The 17,964-nt window shown below is 35.7% G+C and carries 12 protein-coding genes and 1 tRNA gene; 9 read left to right on the top strand and 4 right to left on the bottom strand.

The window, feature by feature from the left end; all coding sequences use genetic code 11:
• Positions 1-96: 96 nt before the first annotated feature.
• The 4 genes from BT999_RS10245 (at position 97) to BT999_RS10230 (ending at position 6,035) form a co-directional block, all read left to right on the top strand.
• Complete coding sequence (locus tag BT999_RS10245) at positions 97-963, top strand: MBL fold metallo-hydrolase (RefSeq protein WP_072697698.1); 867 nt, start codon at positions 97-99, stop codon at positions 961-963.
• 136 nt (positions 964-1,099) lie between these two features.
• Positions 1,100-3,208 (top strand): protein-disulfide reductase DsbD family protein, encoded by a 2,109-nt coding sequence (locus BT999_RS10240; protein ID WP_072697697.1) that lies wholly within the window; start codon positions 1,100-1,102, stop codon positions 3,206-3,208.
• A 78-nt stretch (positions 3,209-3,286) separates the two neighbouring features.
• Positions 3,287-5,551: a Tex family protein gene (locus BT999_RS10235; protein WP_072697731.1), complete on the top strand. Its 2,265-nt coding sequence runs from the start codon at positions 3,287-3,289 to the stop codon at positions 5,549-5,551.
• 408 nt (positions 5,552-5,959) lie between these two features.
• Positions 5,960-6,035, top strand: a tRNA-Lys gene (locus BT999_RS10230).
• 88 nt (positions 6,036-6,123) lie between these two features.
• On the opposite strand, the gene BT999_RS10225 is transcribed toward BT999_RS10230, so the two are convergent.
• Together BT999_RS10225 and BT999_RS10220 are read right to left on the bottom strand one after the other, a co-directional pair.
• The gene (locus BT999_RS10225) at positions 6,124-7,737 is read right to left on the bottom strand and encodes a hypothetical protein (protein WP_072697696.1); all 1,614 of its coding nucleotides are present in this window, start codon (positions 7,735-7,737) and stop codon (positions 6,124-6,126) included.
• A gap of 297 nt (positions 7,738-8,034) precedes the next feature.
• A complete protein-coding gene (locus tag BT999_RS10220; protein WP_072697695.1) occupies positions 8,035-9,126 on the bottom strand; it encodes a tetratricopeptide repeat protein in 1,092 nt (363 codons plus the stop codon).
• Positions 9,127-9,336: 210 nt separating this feature from the next.
• Between BT999_RS10220 and BT999_RS10210 the strand changes: the two genes are divergently transcribed.
• Both BT999_RS10210 and BT999_RS10205 read left to right on the top strand, forming a co-directional pair.
• Positions 9,337-10,170 carry a hypothetical protein gene (locus BT999_RS10210; RefSeq protein WP_072697693.1) on the top strand — a complete coding sequence of 278 codons (834 nt, stop codon included), beginning with the start codon at positions 9,337-9,339 and terminating at the stop codon, positions 10,168-10,170.
• 599 nt (positions 10,171-10,769) lie between these two features.
• Positions 10,770-11,315, top strand: coding sequence for a DUF2262 domain-containing protein (locus BT999_RS10205; protein WP_072697692.1), 546 nt, complete (start codon positions 10,770-10,772; stop codon positions 11,313-11,315).
• A 167-nt stretch (positions 11,316-11,482) separates the two neighbouring features.
• On the opposite strand, the gene BT999_RS10200 is transcribed toward BT999_RS10205, so the two are convergent.
• Both BT999_RS10200 and BT999_RS10195 read right to left on the bottom strand, forming a co-directional pair.
• Positions 11,483-12,043 (bottom strand): tetratricopeptide repeat protein, encoded by a 561-nt coding sequence (locus BT999_RS10200; RefSeq protein WP_072697691.1) that lies wholly within the window; start codon positions 12,041-12,043, stop codon positions 11,483-11,485.
• Positions 12,044-12,108: 65 nt separating this feature from the next.
• Entirely contained in the window at positions 12,109-13,494 is a 1,386-nt protein-coding gene (locus tag BT999_RS10195; RefSeq protein ID WP_072697690.1) for a divergent polysaccharide deacetylase family protein, read from the bottom strand.
• 152 nt (positions 13,495-13,646) lie between these two features.
• On the opposite strand from BT999_RS10195, the gene BT999_RS10190 reads away from it, so the two are divergent.
• From BT999_RS10190 to BT999_RS10180, 3 genes are all read left to right on the top strand, one after another.
• Positions 13,647-15,041: a hypothetical protein gene (locus BT999_RS10190; RefSeq protein ID WP_072697689.1), complete on the top strand. Its 1,395-nt coding sequence runs from the start codon at positions 13,647-13,649 to the stop codon at positions 15,039-15,041.
• Positions 15,042-15,098: 57 nt separating this feature from the next.
• Positions 15,099-16,505: a glycosyltransferase family 9 protein gene (locus BT999_RS10185; protein ID WP_072697688.1), complete on the top strand. Its 1,407-nt coding sequence runs from the start codon at positions 15,099-15,101 to the stop codon at positions 16,503-16,505.
• An 86-nt stretch (positions 16,506-16,591) separates the two neighbouring features.
• Positions 16,592-17,902, top strand: a complete 1,311-nt coding sequence (locus BT999_RS10180) for a CgeB family protein (RefSeq protein WP_072697687.1) — start codon at positions 16,592-16,594, stop codon at positions 17,900-17,902.
• The last annotated feature ends 62 nt before the right edge of the window (positions 17,903-17,964 follow it).

Raw genomic sequence — 17,964 nt, 5'->3', positions numbered from 1 at the left:
CTTTTTATATTGAAAGACCTTGATTTATAAATTAATGGAAAAATATTCTCAAAATATACGTTTTATAACAAAGGCAATCTGCCTCGGAGTACAAAAATGAAAAATCCAAACGTACGCGCTTTTTTTGATACACCAACAGCGACTTGGACTTATGTTGTCTGGTCTGAATCCGATCCGCAAAAACGTTGTGCCGTTATTGATAGTGTTTTAAATTTTGACATTTATTCTTGCACAACTAAAACGAGTGCGTGTGATTCAATTATAGATTTTATTAAAAAACATAAGTTGACCGTAGAATGGATACTTGAAACTCATATTCATGCCGACCATATTACCGGAGCCGCTTATCTTAAAGAAAAACTAGGCGGAAAAACAGCAATCAGCAAGCATATTCTTCATGTTTTGCAAACTTGGCAACCTTATTTTAATAACGTGGCTGATACTCCTTTAGATGGTTCGCAATTTGACCATCTTTTTGAAGATGACGAACAATTTACGATTGGTGATTTAGAGGCAAAGATTATTCATACTCCGGGCCATACCCCCGCAGATACTACTTATATTGTTGGTGATGCTGTTTTTGTTGGTGATGCAATGTTTTTGCCTGATGTGGGTTCGGGGCGTTGCGATTTTCCGGGTGGAAGTGCCGTTGATTCTTATACTTCGTCTCGTAAACTTTTCAGCTTGCCTGAAGCTTCTCGTATGTATGTTGCTCACGATTATCCGCCCGCTGTCAGAGGTGCGGAATGTATGGCGACTATTCTTAGCCAAAAGGTTTCTAATGTGCGTTTAAAATTGGGAATTAGCCAAGAAGAGTTTGTGGCGAAACGCACTCAAGATGATACGGGAAAGCCCGTTCCGCAATTGCTCTTGCCTTCAATTCAAGTGAACTTGAGAGCCGGAAATTTTGGTAATAGCGATAATGGTGTGCAATATATTAAGTTGCCACTTAATAAACTTTAATTTTCATAAAAAATTAATAAATTAACGCTATTATGATTTCAAGGTTGCCTTGATTTAATAATAGCGTTTTTTTTGTAAAAAATATAAACTATTTTCCTGTCTTTCGTTTTAATCTTTGCATTAAAGAGGAATAAATATGTTCTTATCTTCTTCTCCCTCGTCAATTAAAAACTTAATATACAAAGTATTTTTCATTAGTCTTTTGTTTATTGCCAGCCAAATTAATATCATTGATTTTAGTTTTAAAACTAAAGCTGCCTTTGCAACAAGCTCTAACCCAAATTTTACCCTGAATTGGTCTTTAACTACTATTCCCCAAGATTTTTCTTTGCTTGCTCAAATAAAAGAGCCGATTGATCCAACTTTGCCTTTTGATAGCTCTAACAAAAAAACACATTTGCCGGCTATAATCGTAGAATTAAAATTAAAAGAGGGTTATTATTTTTACGCTAATAACGAACTAAACCAAGGCAAACCGACAAAGACAGGAATCATCGGGTTTAGCTTTCAACCTAAAATAAACAAGGCCGCGGTGTTTAGCTTTTATCCGCCTGCGAATAAAAAAAATGACCTGCTCAACCCCGGAACAAAGGTTTTAAGTTATGATCAAAACAGTAACTTTTTACTACTGATAAACCAAGAGTTTAGTTTTAAAATTAATGGTCAAGAAAGCAAAGCTGAGTTTTCGGGTTTACTTTGTTCCGCTAATAATTGTACACCGGTCAAAGAAATTTTTTCTTTCAACCACATTGATTTTAATGAATTACCGTTGTTAACAAATGCTGAAATCACTAAACTTCACCCTAACTTAGCCAAGCTTACACTAGGCTCAAGCTTAGTTCAAAAAAACAACTGGGTACCCGCATCTCAAACAAGCACCGCTCAAGATGCATCAAATGACCCGGCTCAAGCGAATGAGCTAAAAAAAGAAAAGGCTGAAATTCAAGAGCTTGTAAGTTCCGATGATAACAGTAGCGAAAAAAATACAATTGTTACAACAGAAGAATCACAAGCTATTACGCCAATTTATTTTAATCAGGCTTTAGAAGTACATTCTTTATTAAAAGCCATACTTTTGGGTATGCTCGCCGGTTTTATTTTAAACTTTATGCCCTGTGTTTTGCCCGTTCTTTCGCTTAAACTGAGTGGTTTAATGTTTTATTCCGAATATAAAAACAAAAAAGCTCGCTTAAAAGCCTTTAGAGAACATTGTATCTTTTTTTCCGTAGGAATTTTGACATGGTTTACTATTTTAGGCTTTGTTTTATTTAAAAGTAATCTTGTTTGGGGGCAAATTTTTCAGTTTCCAATCTTAATAATGATTTTAGCTGCTTTAATTTTTGCTTTAAGCCTTTCTTTGTTTAATGTATTTAATTTACCGCTTATTGATTTAAAATCACACGGTAACCACCCAAAATTACAAGCCTTTAGCACCGGGCTTTTAGCAACGGTTTTGGCAACGCCCTGTAGCGGACCTTTACTCGGCGGAGTTTTGGGTTGGGCTTTTCAACAAGGGCCGACGACAATTTTTATTGTTCTTATTAGCGTTGGTTTTGGCATGAGTTTAATTTATTTTATTTTTGCTGCTTTTCCAAATTTAGTATCTAAAATGCCCAAACCCGGAAATTGGATGTTGACTCTTGCCCAAGCGGTTGGTTTTCTTTTGATAGGAACAAGTCTTTGGTTGCTTTCTGCCTTACCCGATAAGCGTTTATTGAGTGCGATTGTTTTATTGCTTTTTATAGCCTTTTTGTGTTGGCTTTGGGGTTTACTGGTTCTTCCACACAAAAAGCGTATCGTTAGAGCTTTTTTTAGAGTGGCTATTATCAGCATGGTTGTCTTTAGCTTTTGGGTTTGGGAATATGTTGACAATATTCCAAAGGCAAATTGGGCTACGTTTAACCAGACGCAATTTGAACAACTCTTAGGTAACGAGGCGATGATGATTACCTTTACCGCTGATTGGTGCCCTAATTGTAAGGCTGTTGAAAAAACTGTTTTGACTAACACACGCTTAAATCGTATTCAAGCGAACTACGATATTAATATCATTAAAGTTGACTTAACCGGGCCTAACCCAGAGGGGCAAGCTTTATTAAAAGAATTGGGCAGTAGTAGTATTCCGCTTTTGGCTATTTTTCCGTCAGGTAAAAACGCACATAGCCCAATTGTAATTCGAGATATGTTTACTGCAAAAGACTTAAACAACGCTTTAGAACAAGCCTTAGGGCAAACACAGCCTTAAGAAAGACTTGAAAAAAAATTTATATTTGATTAAACAACTTAGCTGTTTTTTATATTACAAAAGGAACTAATGATTTTTATGGATTATTTTAATAAAATTGCTCTCGAACTAAAACTCAAAGCCAACCAAGTTAAAGCTGTTTCTGATTTACTTGACGATTCCGCAACTATTCCTTTTATTGCTCGTTATCGCAAAGAAGCCCACGGTTCTTTGGACGAAGTGCAAATTATCGCCATCAGAGACAGGCTAGAACAATTAAAAGAATTAGACTCACGCAAACAAGCAATTTTAAAGTCTTTGAGCGAAAGAGAACTCTTAACGCCTGAACTCTCAACAAAAATAGAAGCTTCAACTGTGTTAAGCGAATTGGAAGATATTTACCTGCCGTTTCGTCCTAAAAAACGCACAAAAGCAATGATTGCCAGAGAAAAAGGTTTAGAACCGCTCGCCTTGGAATTGTTAGCTCAAGAGCAAAAAACTAACCCTGATGAACTCGCCTTAAGCTATATAGATGCTGAAAAAGGCGTAGAGAACATTGTTGACGCTTTAAGCGGAGCCAGAGACATTATCGCTGAGCTTATTAACGAAAACGCAGAAGCCCGAACAAAAATGCGTCTTTTATTTGCTGAAAAAGCTCAAATCAGCTCAAAAGTCGGTAAAGGACAAGAAGAAGCAGGCGAAAAGTTTAAAGATTATTTCGCATGGGAAGAAAACGCCTCAAAAACAGCGGGTCATAGACTTTTAGCTATGCTCAGAGGCGAAAAAGAAGGCTTTTTATCCTTGCATATTTTACCCGAAGCCGAACAAGCCTTAACTCTTTTAACCACATTATTTATAAAAAATAATTCCTTATCAGCCAAACAAGTAGAAATAGCGATAGAAGACAGCTATAAACGCCTTTTAGCTCCGGCTATGGAAACAGAACTCTGTAACAGCCTGAGAGAAAAAGCTGAACTTGAAGCCATTAATGTTTTTGTACAAAATCTAAGAGAATTATTATTAGCCGCACCGCTCGGACAAAAACGAGTCTTAGCGGTTGACCCTGGTTTCAGAACGGGTTGTAAACTCGCTTGCCTTGATGCACAAGGGGCTTTGTTGGAACATGATGTTATTTATATTCTCTCAGAAAATCAGCTCAAAGAAGCCGCTTTAAAAATCAAAAAACTTTGTACAGTTCATAAAATTGAAGCGATTGCCATAGGAAACGGAACCGCCAGTCGTGAAAGCGAAACCTTGGCTCGCAGTTTAAAGCTAGACATACCAATTATCATGGTCAGCGAAAGCGGAGCAAGCGTTTATTCCGCTTCTGAACTCGCCAGAAAAGAATTTCCCGACCTCGACCTAACCGTAAGAGGGGCGATTTCAATCGGGCGACGCTTAATGGATCCGCTCGCCGAATTGGTTAAAATAGACCCAAAAGCGATTGGAGTCGGTCAATATCAACACGATGTTGACCAAACAGCTTTAAAGAAAAGCTTGACCGATCTTGTGGAAAGCTGTGTAAACGCTGTTGGTGTTGAGCTAAATACCGCAAGTTCTGAATTGCTTTCGCACGTTTCAGGGCTTGGGGCTTCTTTAGCGTCAAACATCATAAAATATCGTGAACAAAATGGCGTATTTAAACGTCGCAAAGACTTATTAAAAGTGCCACGCTTAGGACCAAAAGCCTTTGAACAAGCCGCCGGTTTTTTACGCATTCATAATGCCGATAATCCGCTTGACGCTTCGGCTGTTCACCCCGAGTCTTACTCTGTAGTTGAGAATATGGCAAAAGATCTTAGCTGCACCCTCCAAGACTTAATTCACAAAACTGAATTGCGTAAACAAATTAAAGCAGAAGCTTATGTGAATGAACAAGTGGGCTTGCCTACCATTAACGATATTTTAAAAGAGTTGGAAAAACCGGGTAGAGACCCCAGAAAAAGCTTTGAACTCTTCTCGTTTAACGACAACTTAAATTCAATGGAAGATTTGGAAATAGGCATGAAAGTTCCGGGTATTGTTACCAACGTAACTAATTTTGGAGCTTTCGTCGATATTGGCGTGCATCAAGATGGACTTGTGCATATTAGTCAGCTTTCCGATAATTTTGTCAAAGACCCACATAGCGTGGTTAAAGTTCAACAAAAAGTTATGGTTACTGTCGTTGAGTTGGATATTAAACGTAAGCGTATCGCCTTATCCATGAAAAGCGAGCCTTTTGCTGAACCCAGAGAAGCTAAAACATCAGGACAAAGCCAGCAAAAACCTGCACATACAAATAATGCACAGAATAAGAAAAACGCTCAACCACCTAAAAACCAAAACACTGGTTTTAATAACCCTTTTGCCAAATTATTATAGTTATTGTAGTGATTATAATAGTTTATTGAAATAAAGTTATGTAGGAATATTATGCTGAATATTTTGTGCCATAGATTATATTTGTACAAATTAAAGGCTATATATTTAATACTAAGCTTGACAAAAATCTAATTCTTTTGTTATCCATTTCCGAGGCAATTGCAAAGCTACGTTTTGCGTACTTTTTTCATCGTTTTATGCTCTATTTGCATTTCGCATAAAACGTCTTAAGCCACAAAAAGCACTCATTTTACAGGAAAATTAAATTTTCCTTATTCGTGTTTTTTGGAGTGCCTTCCTAACGGAAGCCACTTTGAGACTATTTGCAAGAGTCTCATTCCAGCAGTTATATTTAAGTTATATTTAAGCTGTATAAACAATAGCTTAATTTGTATACTGATAAGTTTCGGGCCATTAGCTCAATAGGTAGAGCAGTTGACTCTTAATCAATTGGTTCGGTGTTCGATTCACCGATGGCCCACCAATATAAAAAACAAAGACTTACATACTGTTTAGCGTGTAAGTCTTTTTTAGTTTTGCGAGCAGATTGCGACAGAAACAGTTTTAGTTAGTTATTGTTTTTTTGTGAGTTGTGTATATTTTGCTTCAGCTTTTTTTGCTTCGTCTAATAATGCTTTCTTTTTGGCCTTGCTTTCTTCTGTGGATTCGTCTTCAAGCTCGGCTAACTTAGATAAAGCAGTTTCTAAATTAGTAAAAATTTCAGCAAGGTTTGGATCAATTTCTATTGCTTTTTCAAGGTTTTGCTTTGCTTGCTCCAATAACTTTTTCTTTTGAGATTTGCCCGTTTCAAATTCAGCTAAGTCTATAAGACAAGAGCTTAAACTGTCTAAAGCGTAAGCATTATTTGCGTCAAGTTTTATTGCTTGTTCGCATTTCTTTTTCGCTTTGTGTAATAAGTCTTTTTTGTTTTCACCTGTTTCAAACTTTGATAACAGATAAATAGAAAAACCCAGGCCATTAAAGGTATCAGGATCTTTTGGATCAAGCTCTGTTGCTTTTTGATAGCCCTTTTTTGCGTCTTCTAATAGTGCTTTCTTTTTTGTGTTATCTGTTTCAAGTTCAGACAAATTAATCAAACAATGCCCTAAATTATGAAACGCACTAGTATAGTTTGAGTCAAGCTCTGTTGCTTTTTGATAGTTTTTTCTTGCTTCTTCTAATAGCTCTTTATTTTTGTTGTCGTCTGTTTCAAGTTTGGCTAACTCATCAAAACAAAGACCTAAATTATTAAAGGCATAAGTATAGTTTTCATCTATTTCTATTGCTTTTTGATATTTAGTTTTTGTATCTTGCAGTAATTCTTTCTTTTTATTGTTATCTTTTTCGAGTCTAGCGTAATCAAGCAAAGAATTTCCTAGATTATTCAACGCATTAGTATAATTTGGGTTAATGTTTATTGCTTTTTGATATTTGTCCCTTGCTTCTTTTAATAGTTCTTTCTTTTTGTTGTCGTCTGTTTCAAGCTCGGCTAACTCATCAAGACAAAGCCCGAGGTTATTCAACGCATTAGTATCCTTTTCGTCAAACTCTGTTGATGTTTGATAGTTTTTTCTTGCTTCTTCTAATAGCTCTTTCTTTTTGCTGTTATCTGTTTCAAGCTCGGCTAAATTATAAAAACAAAGCCCGAGATTATTAAAGGCATTAGCATTATTTTCGCAAAGTTCTATTGATTTTTGATTGTTTTTCTTTGCTTCTTCTAATAAGGTTTTCTTTTTTCTGTTGTTGCTTTCAAGGTTGGCTAAGTGATAAAAAGAAAGTCCAAGGTTGTAAAATGCGTTACTGCTTTCAGGATCAAGCTTTATTGTTTCTTGATAGCTTTTCTTTGATTTTTCTAAGAGCTCTTTCTTTTTGTTGTCGTCTGTTTCAAGTTCGGCTAAATATATAAAACAATTTCCTAAATTATGAAATGCACAAGTAATTTTTGGGTAAAGTTTTATTGATTGTTGATAGTTTGGTATTGCTTCTTCTAATAAGGCTTTCTTTTTGGTTGGGTCTGTTACATTTTTTGATGACTCATAAAGAGAATTACCTTTTTCATATAAGGCATGAGCATCATCTTTTTTTTGTAGTGTAGTGTTTGTATTTTGGGCGTTTCTTATAGGCTGGCACCCAACGAGTGCTCCAAGAAATAAGAAAGAAATTACTAAAAGAATGCGTAAAACCATAAAAGCTCCTCTAAAATTGAACCATTGGGGTTGGTTTAAAGTTTTTTATTTGTATAAAGCCGTATTGTTAAATCTTATTTTTATAAGCTTTTGTCAAATTTTTTGTGAAAATTTTCAAGGCTTTTTGCTTGTTTGATTTTTTTGTTTAATCTCAAATAGCTTACACCAAGCTTGTGCCTTTGGTTTGGTGTTTGATTTGCTGATGCCAGTTATATAAAAATCAAAGACTTACATACTATTTAGCGTGTAAGTCTTTTTTTAGTTTTGCGAGCAGATTGCGACAGAATTTTTTTTTATTTAGTTATTGTTTTTTTGTTTTTCTATCAGTTGGTTATATTTTGCTTCAGCTTTTTTTGCTTCGTCTAATAATGCTTTCTTTTTGAGGGGGTCGTCTTCAAGCTCGGCTAACTTAGATAAAGAAGTTTTTAAATTAGTAAAAATTTCAGTAATATTTGGATCAATTGAGCTTGCTTTTTCAAGGTTTTTCTTTGCTTCTTTTAATAATGATACTTTCTTTTGAGTTGTTTCTTCTTTAGTTTCGCCTGTTGCGATTTCGGCTAACTCAATAAGACAAGACCCTAAACTGTCCAAAGCATAGGCATTATTTTCATCAAGTTTTATTGCTTGTTCAATATTTTTCTTTGCTTCTTCTAATAAGGTCTTCTTTTCGTTTGTGCCTTCTTCAAGCTTGGATAATCCAATAAAGCAAAACCCTAAATTATTCAACGCAGAAGCATAATTGGGTTTAAGTTCTATTGCTTTTTGATATTTTTCCATTGCTTCTTTAAATAGTTCTTTCTTTTTGTTGTCGTCTGTTTCAAGTTCGGCTAACTCATCAAAACAAAACCCTAACTTATTAAAGACATTAGCATCACCTGGTTGAAGTTCTATTGATTTTTGATAGTTTTTCTTTGATTCTTCTAATAATTCTTTCTTTTTCGTGTTGTTGTCTTCAAGTTTAACCAAGTAATCACAAGCAAGTCCAATATTATAAAATGCGTTACTGCTTTGCGGCTCAAGCTTTATTGTTTCTTGATAGCTTTTCTTTGATTTTTCTAAGAGCTCTTTCTTTTTGTGTTTGTTTGTTTCAAGTTTAGATAAGTCCATAAAACAATTCCCTAAATTATGAAATGCACAAGGAATTTCTGGGTAAAGTTTTATTGATTGTTGATAGTTTGTTATTGCTTCTTCTAATAAGGCTTTCTTTTTGGTTTGGTCTGTTACACTTTTTGATGGCTCATAAAGAGAATTACCCTTTTGATATAAGGTACTGGCCTCAACTATTTTTTCTAGTTTAGCGTTTGTGTTGTGGCCGCTTCTTATAGGCTGACACCCAACGAGTGTTCCAAGAAATAAGAAAGAAATTACTAAAAGAATGCGTAAAAGCATAAAAGCTCCTCTAAAATTAAACAATGTGAGTTGGTTTAAAGTTTTTTATTTTTATAAAACTATATTGTTAAATCTTATTTTTATAAGCTTTTGTCAAATTTTTTGTGAAATTTTCAAGGCTTTTTGCTTGTTTGATTTTTTGTTGAATATAAATTATGCTTACATCAAGCTTATTTCTTTGACCTTCGAATATAATAAGGCGAATAAATTATGAAAATATTGATTGTCTTTATTCTGTTATTTACAGTATGCAGTGCCTCGGCAAATGATAAACCGCAACAACTAACCCCATTTCAAAAAGAACTTTGGGATAAAGTAAAACTAATTTTAGATAAACGTTATGCGGAAAATAAAATTACGCCTAATCCTATGTCTAAGGCTGAACTTGACGCCTTGCGTGTTCCGTATACTTTAGATAAAAAAGTTACTATGCCAATTCCATGGGATATGCGTCTTTTGCTTGGTTATGATCGTAACTTTCATCTATGGGGAAGTCATGCCGACCGGCCACTCTTTCAACCTTATATTGAAAACAGAGAAAATATATATCAACCGGAATCGTCAGAAACTCGTATTGGAATGGCTTTTGGTTTGCTTTCCATGGTAGACCCTGAGTCTTATAAGGTAATCATCAAGGATCGCACGCCCAAAGAAGTTTTAAAAGATGTCTTCGACGAAATAATCAGAGAGAGCGGAAATCTTCCAACGACAATGGAACTGTCTCAAATTGGCGGCTCTGAAATTCCTATGCTTTGGTTTGCGAAACAAAGTAACGGTTGCACTCCTGTTTTACATTCTAATTATTTACGCAATGTCTGCCTTTTAGACTATGTTGCCCAAGTCATGATGCAGGTTGAAGTGCCTCAATTCCACAGTGGACATGATATTCCTTATCTGGTCAACCCCGTTGAATATGAAAAGGGGCTAAAAGAATTAGAACCCCAGTTTAAACAACTGGAGAGTGCTTTAAACAAACAAACGCAAGATATACAAGCTAAAGTAGAAGCAGTCTTTCATAAAGAATTAGAGAAACAAAAAAAATAGTTTCAATTAGCTGTATTAATTGTACTAGTACAGATTATACAACAATATTTACTCCTTTGTCAGCTGGAACATACGATCTTTGGGCACCTGATTATCCTCATTCAAGCTCTTATACAACTTTTTATCGTAAAAATCCTAAAGGGCATTTTGATTTAGTATGGTTTCGTATTAATGAATCACGTTACTTACATATTGGACATGTGTCAGATGGGTGTGTAACTGTTATGGATATTGAGGAGTGGGAGTGTCAACACCCCATTTTTAGTACCGGTTATAAAGAGAGAGTTTTATAACAGAAGCAAAGCTAAAAGCTTTTTAGAACCCCCAGCCTAGCTGGGGGTATTCATTATACAATAATATGGTTAAAAAACTACACAATATAGTTTTTTAACCCACGTTAATATTAATTATATTTGGCTCTTGCCCAGTTAAGGTTAAAATTTTAGTACTTTTGTTTTTTTGATTTTCAAAATTCTTGTTTGATTTTAATTGCAGGACGTGATATACTTAAAATATATGTATATTAGTTTTGTTAGCTAATTCAAACATGATTTTTGTTGTACAGTTAGTAAATTTATATTAGTGGAGATAGCAAAAAGTTGAAAATTGTATATAAAATTCACAAGATTACAAATGAGATTTCTTTTATTGTAAACGACGCATTATGGGATAACGGAACTTATGTATTTTATGGTTATAAGTTTGAAGAAGATGCAAAAATTGAACTATGGGGGAAAATGGCGGATTTTTCACTCGAAATATGCCCCCACAATTGCGGGATAACGGATATTTTGAGTGTGGAGGAAGTACCGCAATTGGATCACTTTATATCAGAATTGAACGAACAAATAAAAGTTCTTGAAAACATTAAATTTAACAAAATTTCTGAAAGGTTAGCGTGTGAATTTATCGAGTGTGTAAACGATTATCGTGAAAATGATGAAGGCAGACATGATTTATCAGAAAAAGAATTTGCTAACAAAATGTATCTTTGCTCTATAAACGGAAATATTTACGAAAAAGAAACTGGTCTTGAATGTTATTTTGACCTATACATAAAAGATGATGATGATTCATTTGATGGACATGTTATGTATGTAAAGATTGAAAACGGTGAAATTGCTAACATAGAATTAATGGGCTGATTTATTTGTATTAATTCAGACTTGATTTAACAGCATGTTCCGTTTTGATGATTTGATTTGTCCGCCTAGTTGTACTAGTTGAGTTGTTTGACCTTTTCGATCTAGATGTTTTTTGTCTTTTTTAATAATGCTTGCTCGTTGAGGAGGTAATTTACGAAGATAAACCTTTAATTTTTTCCAAATCCCAGTCTTATTGCAGTGAGTCTTGTGGCTTCTTGATGTTTTGCCCTTGCTTTTTCTAATAATACTTTCTTTTCGAGAGGGTCTTTTTCACCGTCTGCTAATTCCATCAAACAATCACTCCAAGTATAAAACGCATCAGCATTATTTTCATCAAGTTTTATTGCTTGCTCACACTTTTTTTGAGCTTCGTATAATAACTGCTTTTTATTTTCGCCTGTTTCTAGCTTTGATAGTTCAAGCAAACAACGACCCAGATGATAAAACGCCTCTGAGTCTTTAGAATTAAGTTCTATTGCTTTTTCAGCGTTTTTTATTGCTTCTTCTAACAACGGTTGAATTTTTTTGCGGTCTGTCTCATTTTCTGCTAATGTTATTTCACTTGCTGCTAACTTGTACAAAGAAATGCTTTTTTCATAAAATTTAAGAGCATCATTTTGGTGTTGCGTTGTTGAGTTTGTGTTCTTGTCAAATTCAATAGCCTGACAAAAATCAACTTTTACTCCAAGTTGTAAGAAAAATAGTACTAATACAATACATAAAAACATAAAATTACCTCTTTTTTGTGAAATTTTTCAAAGTTTTTTGTTTATATAAATAGCTTATGCCAAGCTTATTCCTTTATCTCATGTACCAAGATGTATTCTATATCAGGGTTTTTTTGCGATTGCCAGATTTTTAAAGCTTCTAAGGTAGAGGCGTGTGGGTGGCCTATAGCGATTGCTTCACCTTGGTGAAGAGCTACTTTTTCCGCCAAAGCCAATTGTTTTAAAACGTAATTTACGCTTTCTTGGTTGTCGAGAAAAACTTGGCGTTGATAGGCTTTAACCCCTTGATTTTTCGCTTCTTTAAATAAATCTGAATTTTGGTGGGTTACGCTGTCCAAAACAAAAAAGTTTTTGTTTTTTGCAACGTTGACAACTGTTCTAACTCCTTCTTTCCATTGAGTAAAACGAGAACCCATATGATTGTTTAAACCGATCGCATAGGGAACGGAATTAAGCTGTGTTTCGGTGATGGCGTGAATTTTTTCAAGACTCATTCCGCTATAAAGAGCGTTTGGTCCGGGTTTAAACTCTGAAAGACGAACGGGTTCCATCGGCACATGAACCAAGATGTCCAAACCCTTTTGTTTAGCAAGCTTGGCACTTTCGTTTTTTTGCATACCGTGTGGCCAAATTGCTACGCTTACGGGGTAATTTAGGTCTGTAAGAGCCTGCATATCGTTAACGCTGTTTCCAAGGTCGTCAATAACTATGGCGAGGCGACCGCTTTTTCCTTTGTTTAAACTTGCCATTAACTCATCAAGCGTGAGCGTAATCGTTTCGGGCGTTTCTTCGCCTTCTTCAAACTCGTTAAAGCTGTAGTTGCGTTTAATATAAAGATTATGAGTAACAATATTATAAACGCTGATTTGCCAATGATTTTCGTTAACTTGTTTTAAACTGGCGTCGTCAGCAAAAAGTTGCAGATTGTTCTTTAAACTCATAATGAAATCAGCTGATTCAATATTGAGATTTAATTCTATGTTTTGACATAAGTAATTGAGATTAAAAATTTTTATTTTTGTCGGAGTAAGTTGTTTTATTTCACTTTGAGTAATATTTGAACTTTTTATGCTTGCACTTAACGCCGAATCTATACGCTTAAGCCAAGTTTCTATCTTGTCGTTTTCATTGAGATTATCTTGCGTTTGATTTCCTTGGCTTTTGGGAGCTTGCTTCGCCAATTCATTTAAACTTTTTTGAATTACGGCTTGGTTCTTTTGTTCTTGAATTACAGTAGTTGTAGCAAAAAAGTATTTTTGTACGCCAATAAAAATAAGGGCGATTAAACCAAGCAAAATGATACTAATAAATAAGTTATTGATAAATTGGTTGAAACTACTTTTTTTTTGTTTTTTTGTGCGGCGTGATTTTGGAGCTGGTTTTTTTTCACCGGCTTTTTGAGGGGAACTTTTTGTTTTTTTTGGAGTTTTTTGGGTATTTTTTTCTTTCATAATATTCAAAATATCTTTATAAATAAACGAAGTGGTGATATTTGCTTGTCTATTGTTTATAAGCTTGCATTCTTTGTTCGTTAGGCGTATTTTAATACAAATCTTGCTTTGTTTTCATTAAAATATAAACAAGCATTTTAAAGGGATAAAATATGTGGTCCGGAATAAAAAAAGTATTGTTGTTTTTAGCGGCCTTAGCCTTGGCTGTTTTAATTGTCGGGCTACCTTTATACTGGTTTTTATGGAAGGATAACCCGTCTTTAAACCCCTTTGTAGTGGGAAAACTAAGCAAGCAAGAGGAAAGACCCGTTAAACTTGGTTCAAGCCAAGAGCCTGTTTCGCCTGTTACTGTTACCAGAACCCCGGTTCCGCCAAATACTAGCGATAATTTTAACCAGATGGAACAAAACAAGCCCTTTGTAAATACTCAAACACCTGTTTTGCCAACAATCACAAATCAAACAACCGCAGTTAATGCAACGGAAAACAGCCAAAACACACAGGTAGATAATTCAAATATCCCTGTTGCAAACTCTGATTCTAATATCTTAAATGTTGCTGAAAATCCAGTTAATTTTCAAGCTAACAATACGACTTTATCGCCTATTCTCGGCGAAGCTTCCTTAAATCAAACCGCTAAAAAAGATAACGGAATATTAAGTAATGTTGCTACTTTAAAGCTTGACCAAAACTCAATGCAAGCAGAGGAACAAGAAAAATCTGCTAATCAAACAAGTATAAAAGATACAAAACGCCCGTTTCAAGATCATATAGTCCGCTTTGATTTTGTTGAAGATTTGGCAAAAACTTTGGTGCGTAATTATCGCCCGAGAACAAATGGTAAGAGCGGAACAGTGATTATTGACGTGCGTTATCTCAATACTCGTTACGCAGGCGGACAACATGGTTTAATTTGGCATGGAGACAGCGGAAACTTAAAGGCAATGCGTACGAATATTTTTAATTATGTATTGTCGCCATCGATGTTAACTGCCCTTACTGATTTATATTTGGAAAAATTTATTGGTCTAATCAACGCCGAAGCACCAGCTACTTCAAACAGTAAAGGCGAGGGATTGTCGCCCTCGGAATTGAGTGAGCTTTATACTTTATATGCCAACCAGTTTCGCATGACCGCAAGTGTTTTGAATGCCTTTGCCACAAACCCGTCTTTGGCGGAACAGCAAGAAGAGTTGCTCAAGGCTCAAGGCAAGGTGGCAAGTTTGCAGGCTCAATATATTACTCTTTCTCAAGAATTATCGACAAAAAAACCTCAAGCCTCTCAACATAACGAGTTGGATCAGCTTAACCGCTCTTATCAACAGGCAGTCGCCGAACAAAGGCGTATTAAACAAGAACTTTTGAAAACAGTCAAAACAGTGGTGAATGGTGCAAAGAACTTTAATGATGATAATATCTTATATATAATTTCTTGGGCAGCCAGACGTAATAATCAAGAAAGTATCAGGCAAAACAACGGCTTGAGCGTAGCGAGCGGAATTTTAAACCGAGTTGCAAAACGTTTTGAACAAGAAGCAAAACAGTAAAAAATTTGGCTAAGTTTTTATAAATTATAATTTTATAGCGAAGACAGCAGGTTGATATTGAATAACACTTTAAACGCTTTTGTTCCTAAAAAATATTTGGTGATCCAGTTGGCTCGCTTGGGTGATTTAATACAAACCAAACGCTTGTTATATTCTTTGTATTATGAACCTGTTCCAAATTTTGCAAACGGCAATCTAGCAAAGAATATTACCCATACATCAGAGATACATCTTTGTGTTGATGCCTCTTTGGAAAGTTTTGCCAAAAAACTTTTTCCCTTTGCCCAAGTTTATGGGATTATCGCACATAATCATATGACCGATAAGACTGACAAGAATCTTATCAGTTCTAACGCTTCAAAAATTTTAACTTTAAATCGTGAAATATTTCAGACTCTGAGCAATATTTCTTTTGATCAGGTTTATAACTTAAACTTTTCAGGTTTAAACTATAGTTTAGCCGCCTTGTTTGATTCTCGAATTGTTAGAGGTTATTATAGAGAACAGGGGAGTCAGGCCCTTAGTTTATGGACAAAATTTATTTGGCGTTGGACAAGTCAACGGCGTAGCTCTCCTTTAAACCTTGCGGATTTTTGGGCTTTGTTGGCTGATTTCCCTTACCCTGCTGAGTTAGTTAGCCCGATTGCCGGTCGTTTTCGCTCGATAAAAAAGACAGAGAGTGAGGGGCTTAGTCAATTTATTCAAACTCAAAGCTCTTTTAGCAAAGAGAATAAGATCGGCATTGTTTTGGCGGGGCGAGAGTCGCGTCGTTCACTGCCTCCGGCTTGTTTGGCAAAAGTGATTAAGGCAATCTTTGAAGGGCAAGGCGGACCAAAGCTTGTCTTGCTCGGCAGTAAGTCAGAACAGATTTTGGCACATCAATTGATGCGAGAATTTAGCCCGAGTATGCTTGAGAAAACAGAAAATTTGGCCGGAAAAACAGGTTTGCTTGATCTTTTTGAACTTGTTGAGAGCTGTAATCAGATTTTAACGCCTGATACAGGTTTAATGCACCTTGCCGCACACTTGGGCGTTGCTATCCAAGCGTTCTTTTTATCTTCGGCTTGGTCTTGGGAAACAGGTCCATATGGACAAGGGCATATGATTTGGCAGGCAACCCCCGCCTGTAGCCCTTGTGTTGAGTCTCAGCCTTGTTCTTGTAAAACTCAACTTTGCCTTGAACCTTTTTCTTCTAAGGCGTTTTTATCTCATCTTTCAGGGCGTTATGTTCCTGAGTTACCAGATGATTTTTGTGGATTGGTCAGTAGTTTTGACAGCCTTGGAGTGTGTTACGATGCGGTCGACGGTCAAAGCCCGATGCAGGAAGAGCGTATGATTTTACGTTCTTTGCTTGGAGAACAAAAAGGTTTGTTTTTTGCCGATTGGCTTGGTGATACGTCAAAAAGTTCGGAATTGGCGGAATATTTGTTTAAAGAGCTTGATTGGATTACGGAAAATAAATAAAGTATATATTTTGTAAATAAAGCCTGTTAATAAAGCCTGTTGAATAAAATATATTGTTAGATAAAAAGTAAAATTGGGAATATCTTATGCAAAATCAGTTAAAAAATCACCTGAAAATTTTGGTTGTCTTGCCTTTTTACGGGGGGTCTTTACCTATCGGGCGTTATTGTGTAGCGGCATTTCAAAACCTTGGTCATACTGTTGAAGTATTCGAAAGCCCCGATTTTAATGCAAGTTATAACGGAATTAATAAAATTCAACTGGGTTTGGCAGAAAAGCAATATTTTGAACAACAATATGTCAACTTGGTTTCACGCATGGTTTATGCAAAAGTCGAAGCTTCAAAGCCTGATTTGGTTTTCGCTTTGGCACAAGCCCCGATGAGTATTTCGATTTTAAAGCGTCTACGCCAAGATAAGATTGCGACTGCTATGTGGTTCGTTGAAGATTTTAGGCTGTTTACTTATTGGCGAGCTTTTGCTCCTTATTATGATTTTTTTGCTGTTATCCAAAAAGAACCGTTTTTGAGTGAATTAGAAAAGATTGGGGTGGAAAACGCTTTATATCTGCCTTTGGCGGCCCTGCCTTCCGTGCATGCAAAACTTAAATTGAATACGGAAGAACAAAACGAATATGGGTCAGACTTATCGTTTTTGGGTGCGGGTTATCCGAATAGGCGAGTAGCGTTTAAACGTTTGTTGCCGTTTAATTTTAAAATTTGGGGAACGGAATGGGGCGATGATGTTTTCCTTAAGCCTTTAATACAAAAAAACGGGGCAAGGATAAGCTCGGAAGAAGCCGTTAAAATATATAATGCCACAAAAATAAATTTAAACCTACATTCCAGCGTGCAAACTCAACAATTAGTTTCCGGCGGTGATTTTGTAAACCCGCGTACTTTTGAATTGGCGGCTTGTTCGGCATTTCAACTGGTGGATAAGCGCAGTTTGATGTCTGAGCTGTTTGCCGAAGACGAACTTGCAACTTTTAACAATATGGACGAACTTGTTGAAAAGATTAAATATTTCCTTGATAACCCGGTAGAGAGAAACGCGTATATCGAACGCAGTTTAAAAAGAGTTTTGGCTGATCATACTTATGAACAAAGATTAAACAGTTTTATAGACTTTGTGCTTGAACGTAATCAAACGTTAAAAGCCAAAATGGAACAAACACCTGTTTCGATTTTAGATCAGTTGGCGGAACTTGGCGGCGACAAGCTCTCTAAAGAGTTACAGGCTGAAGTTTTGGATATTTGTGAAAAGCTTGCCTTGCCTTTAGATGTTTCGTTTGAAGATTTGATTTTAAAAATACGTGCTCAAGCGGGAAAATTGAACTCTGTTGAGAGTGCTTTATTATTTTTGGACGAGTGGAAAAAGCAATATCAAAGCCGTTAGTTATTCCCGTTATCACAATAGTTTTTTTTTGTGTAATTTAAGCCTTTTATTTGAAACAGCTC

This window comes from Desulfovibrio litoralis DSM 11393, assembly GCF_900143255.1.
GTDB classification, from domain to species: domain Bacteria; phylum Desulfobacterota; class Desulfovibrionia; order Desulfovibrionales; family Desulfovibrionaceae; genus Frigididesulfovibrio_A; species Frigididesulfovibrio_A litoralis.
The sequence above is the reverse complement of the archived record's forward strand: the minus strand, read 5'-3'. Positions and strand labels throughout refer to the sequence as shown.